Source organism: Glaciimonas sp. Gout2 (assembly GCF_035018905.1).
Taxonomy (GTDB): domain Bacteria; phylum Pseudomonadota; class Gammaproteobacteria; order Burkholderiales; family Burkholderiaceae_D; genus Glaciimonas.
On the sequence record NZ_JASJXA010000090.1, the window covers coordinates 1 to 4,901 of the forward strand.

The window sequence follows — 4,901 nt, forward strand, 5'->3', positions numbered from 1 at the left end:
CCGTGTTGCCACAGATCATGAAAAAGCTTGAATATATGGGCATTAAAGATTCGACCGTGGGCTTGGTGATTCCGACTGGCTATTCATTTAATTTAGATGCGTTCTCGATTTATCTGACGCTTGCTGCTGTTTTTATTGCTCAGGCGACCAACACTCCCTTAGCGACTACCGACTTATTAGCGATTCTGGCGGTTGCGTTGATCACCTCGAAAGGTGCGCATGGCGTTCCCGGCTCGGCGATTGTGATTCTGGCGGCGACATTGTCTGCGATTCCTGCTATTCCGGTGGTTGGTTTGGTGCTGGTACTGTCGGTTGACTGGTTCATGGGTATCGCTCGCGCGCTTGGCAATTTACTTGGCAACTGTGTGGCAACCGTGGTCGTGGCGGTATGGGAGAAAGATATTGATAGAACACGTGCGCATGCTGTGTTGAATGGTGACGTTGCCGCGATTAAGGCATATGACGAGCAAAAAAATCGCGAAAATTTGCGTCAGGATGTGCGGCCGGCCACTGATTTGAATTTGCAGGCCGGGCATTAAACAATCCGCTGCTCATTTTTGTAGGGCTTAAGTAGAGCTGCAAAAAAGGGCGTTAATCATTGATGCCGGCATCAATGTAAATGGTGTTTTGCTCTTGTGATTAAATATGCGTGTCCGTCGAATGGTTGTGGTGCGATCTCGACGGACAGTATTTCTCATTTGGAATAGAAGTTTTAAAAATAGGTTTTCCAAGTACAATTTCTGCCTTTAGATAACTTTAGCGCTTTTAAGGTCAGTAATAATATGAACATGCCCTTGAGCCCAGTCATTTCCGATAGTTCGGACGACATCGCGGCCGACATTGCAATGGCGATCGCGGAGCAGCGACTGCCGCCAGGAACTAAATTGCGTGAAGAAGCACTTGCGCGTCTGTATTCAGTCAGCCGCACCAAGATTCGTGCGGCCTTGGTGATGCTGGCAAAAGATAAATTAATTGATTTGATACCGGACAAGGGGGCATTTGTCAGCCAACCCACCGAAGAAGAGGCGCGCCAACTATTTTTTGTGCGGCGAATTCTGGAGGAAGCGCTGGTACGAGAATTTGTGGCGAAGGCGGGAATCGATGATTATTTAGAAATCGATCGCCATCTGGAGTTGGAACGCGATGCATTATCAAAAGAGAATCCGCAAACGCGTTCCAAGCTATTGAGTGACTTTCACATATTGTTGGCGAAGACGGTAGGCAATCAGGTATTGACCGATATTCTGGTGAAGTTGGCAGGCCGGAGTTCGTTGATAACGATGCTATACCAATCAACACGGGACGCCGTCTGTTCATCGGATGAGCATCTGGCTTTTATAGCTGCCGCAAAAGCGGGAGACACGGAAAAAGCGGTCCTATTGATGCGGCATCATCTCCACCATGTTGAGTCTGCGCTCCAGTTTGAAAGGCAACCGGCAAGCGATAAAAAGGATTTTGTGAAGGCGCTCCTGGCTTAAGGTATTCGTAAAGAGCAATGTTGATATCAATTGTTTGTCTAAATGGTTAGACCTCAACAGGTTTTTGGACGGCAATTCGACGTTGTTTTTTAAAAAAATCCCATAACAGTTGGGTAGCGTCCGGGCCTTCGCATGCGTTGTATCGTAGTGAGCAGTCTCCACCGCTCCACGCATGGCCGAGAGTAGAAATCTCATAGACTTGGATCAGACATTTGCCTGCTTGGTAGTATTCTTGGATGGTGTAGGGTTTGTGTGGATTTCGGCTGTTGGCAGCGCTTCCCGTCTTGGCAGTGACGACGACTTTACTGTCTTCTGCTATCTTATTCAACGCTTTAAATTGTTGGGTTAATTGCAATGCGTTAATGGGGCGGACAACATTGTCTTCCAGGCCGTGAATTAACATGACCGGCATCGTCGGGAATAAAAGGTATTTTTGACTAATAGTGTCGATAATGTCAGTCGCGCTTTTGAGTGCCCCCCGTTGCATCACGCCATAGGCACCGATAATAGAGTGCCCTACGCCAAAAACGGTTCCCGAGTGTATGCCCACGGCGGTAATCAAATGTGGATAATTAAGCGCCACAATAGAAGCCATCGTAGCGCCGGCTGATAAACCCGCTATATAGATGCGCGTTGTGTCAATTGGGTGTTTGTCTGCGACAATATTAATGATCGCAGCAATACGTTTGGCATCGCCGCCTCCTGCCTGCGTCTCTCTGTTATACCAATTCCAGCAGCGTTTCATGTGTGAACTATAGGATTGCTGGGGATATAAGACAGCAAATCCTTGCTTCTCGGCCAATTCGTTCATTCTTGTGCCGCGTACGAAGTCGTCTACATTTTGATTGCAGCCGTGGAGCATGACAACTAGAGGAAGTTCGGCCCCAATAGCGCTGGCGCTGGCCGGTAAATAAAGCCAATATTGCATGCGGCGGCGCGTTCTCGCAGCACTGTCTTTCGTTGATAAATAATAAAAAGGCAGCCAGCGCCCGGGCAGTGCGGGGCTTGTGGGCGCTTTAGAGGTGGATTTACCAGCGGACGTCGATCTTATGGATCGCTTGGCAAGTGGGGTGGCCTTCTTAGCCGTTGATTTAGTCGATTTACGTTTTGCCGGCGCGGGAGGCGCGAGGAACGTTTTAACCAATTTTTTATGTTGGCTTTGTTGCGATTTGCTAATTTTTTTAATGCTTCGCAACCACAATCGACTAAGGGCTTTTAGCATATGAGCTTGACCAAATAAAAGAGCTTTTAGTGTAATGGGATTTACTAAGCCTCTGCAATTCCTATGTAATTATGGTCTGCTGATAGTTAGCTAGCCGTTGTTTTTCCTGATTCGGTACGCAGGGCCGTATCGACAATAGTCTGTGCTTCTTCGACGATTTGCTGCAAATGTGCATCGCCTCGAAAACTTTCCGCGTAAATTTTGTAAATCTCCTCAGTGCCCGAAGGGCGTGCTGCAAACCAGCCATTTTCTGTACAAACTTTTAGGCCGCCTATGGAGGCATTATTTCCTGGCGCTTGGGTAAGAATGCTGGTGATTTTCTCACCAGCCAATTCTGTCGAGTGTATTTGTTGTGGAGAAAGTGCCGCAAGCGTGGCTTTCTGAGGGGTTGTTGCAGGCGCTTCGACCCTGTCGGAAACGGGCGTTCCTAATTCTTCGGTAAGCTTTTGATAAACTTGTGCCGGGTTTTTGCCGTTGCGTGCTGTCATTTCGGCTGCTAATAATGCAGGTGTGAGACCATCCTTATCCGTTGTCCAAACAGTACCGTCGCGGCGCAAGAAGGAAGCGCCAGCGCTTTCCTCGCCTCCAAAACCGAGAGAGCCATCGAAAAGGCCATCGACAAACCATTTAAACCCGACCGGTACCTCGTACAGATTTCTCCCTAATCTATTGCATACACGATCAATCATTTGGCTACTAACAACCGTTTTCCCCACACCGGTGTCTTGCCGCCATTGAGGGCGATGGCGGAACAGGTAGTCTATTGAGACAGTAAGATAGTGATTTGGCGGCATCAAACCATGCGTGCGTGTAACAATTCCATGGCGATCATGGTCAGTGTCGCAGGCAAATGCGACGTCAAACTGATCCTTGATATCTATTAGACGCTGCATTGCATAGGGAGACGATGGGTCCATACGGATTTTGCCATCCCAATCGCGGGTCATAAAACTGAAGGTAGGATCAACCGTTGCACTAATCACCGTCAAATTGATGTGGTAATGTTCAGCAATTCTGGCCCAATAATGGACGCCAGCGCCCCCGAGGGGGTCGACACCCAGCCGAATGTCAGCACCACGTATTACTTCCATATCGATGACATTGCCCAAGTCGGCAATATAGTTACCCAGGTAATCGTGGCGATGGGTAGTGGGCGCGAGCAACGCTTTTTCAAAAGACAACCGCCTTACGCTCAGCAGACCATCTTTCATAAAGTCATTCGCGAGCGCCTGTATCCCCTTAGTAATGTTGGTATCCGCCGGTCCACCATTCGGTGGATTGTATTTGAAGCCACCGTTATCAGGAGGATTGTGGGACGGAGTGACGACTATGCCATCAGCCAGGCCTGCTGTGCGACCTCGGTTATAAGTCAGGATCGCGTGAGAAATTGCCGGCGTTGGCGTGTACTCGTCGTTTTCGGCAAGCATGACATTCACGCCGTTTGCCGCCAATACCTCGAGTGCGCTAGCCGCAGCGGGAGCAGAAAGCGCATGGGTATCTACTCCAAGAAATAGCGGGCCGGTAATATTGTGTTGTTTGCGATACTGACAAATGGCTTGCGTGATGGCGAGTACATGCCACTCATTAAATGTATTTTGAAGCGATGAACCCCGGTGTCCGGAAGTGCCGAATGTGACCTGTTGTGTAACATCATGCGGATCGAGGCGATTGCTGTAGTACGCAGTGATGAGTCTTGGAATATTAACGAGCGTGTCGGGCGAGGCTAGTTTGCCAGCCATTGGGCTTATATTCATGGCGCTCTCCTGTAGAAGTTGGGTACTTTTACGATTTTCGTTGCTGTTGCTGGTTGCCAATTAGCTACTATAAGACGGTGTGCTTTCCCAGCCGACTCTGCATACGGAATCTTAGTCAGCTGTTGATGGTGTTTTGATAATGCGCTCGTTTTCGCCGTTAAATATGAATTTGCGGGCTTTATCCGATCTGTTCGGACAAATAGGGCTTAGGAAGTAGACCACTTCATATCAGGTACAGTTCAAGAGGGAAGCTGGAGGCTAGTTCTAGCGATTGCCGCCACGCCACGATTTTCTTGATCTAAGTGGTCGAAAAGAGTCAAGCCTGCTAAGTGCCTTATTTTGATTAATTAACAATTTATTTGATGACTTAAAAAATGTTTAAAATTGTTTATAAAATTGCTTGCCAGTGTTGAGATGTGTTGCTATAGTTCGGCCTCTGTTGAAAAC

General features: G+C 48.2%; 4 protein-coding genes. 2 read left to right on the forward strand and 2 right to left on the reverse strand.

From position 1 onward, the window contains the following. Both QN379_RS22980 and QN379_RS22985 read left to right on the forward strand, forming a co-directional pair. Positions 1-539, forward strand: a 539-nt coding sequence (locus tag QN379_RS22980) for a cation:dicarboxylate symporter family transporter (RefSeq protein WP_323507718.1), incomplete at its 5' end; no start/stop codon positions are given. 249 nt (positions 540-788) lie between these two features. Beyond that, entirely contained in the window at positions 789-1,478 is a 690-nt protein-coding gene (locus QN379_RS22985; RefSeq protein WP_322240702.1) for a GntR family transcriptional regulator, read from the forward strand. A gap of 46 nt (positions 1,479-1,524) precedes the next feature. Here the strand turns inward: QN379_RS22985 and QN379_RS22990 are convergent, their stop codons facing one another. Both QN379_RS22990 and pgm read right to left on the reverse strand, forming a co-directional pair. After that, entirely contained in the window at positions 1,525-2,700 is a 1,176-nt protein-coding gene (locus QN379_RS22990; RefSeq protein WP_322239258.1) for a PHB depolymerase family esterase, read from the reverse strand. 86 nt (positions 2,701-2,786) lie between these two features. Continuing rightward, entirely contained in the window at positions 2,787-4,454 is a 1,668-nt protein-coding gene (gene pgm / locus QN379_RS22995; protein WP_322239256.1) for a phosphoglucomutase (alpha-D-glucose-1,6-bisphosphate-dependent), read from the reverse strand. Between the last annotated feature and the right edge of the window lie 447 nt (positions 4,455-4,901).

Bases quoted from the DNA above. Each gene is read 5' to 3' on its own strand.
- pgm (WP_322239256.1), bottom strand. From the start codon at position 4,454: ATGAATATAAGCCCAATGGCTGGCAAACTAGCCTCGCCCGACACGCTC.
- QN379_RS22985 (WP_322240702.1), top strand. From the start codon at position 789: ATGCCCTTGAGCCCAGTCATTTCCGATAGTTCGGACGACATCGCGGCC.
- QN379_RS22990 (WP_322239258.1), bottom strand. From the start codon at position 2,700: ATGCTAAAAGCCCTTAGTCGATTGTGGTTGCGAAGCATTAAAAAAATT.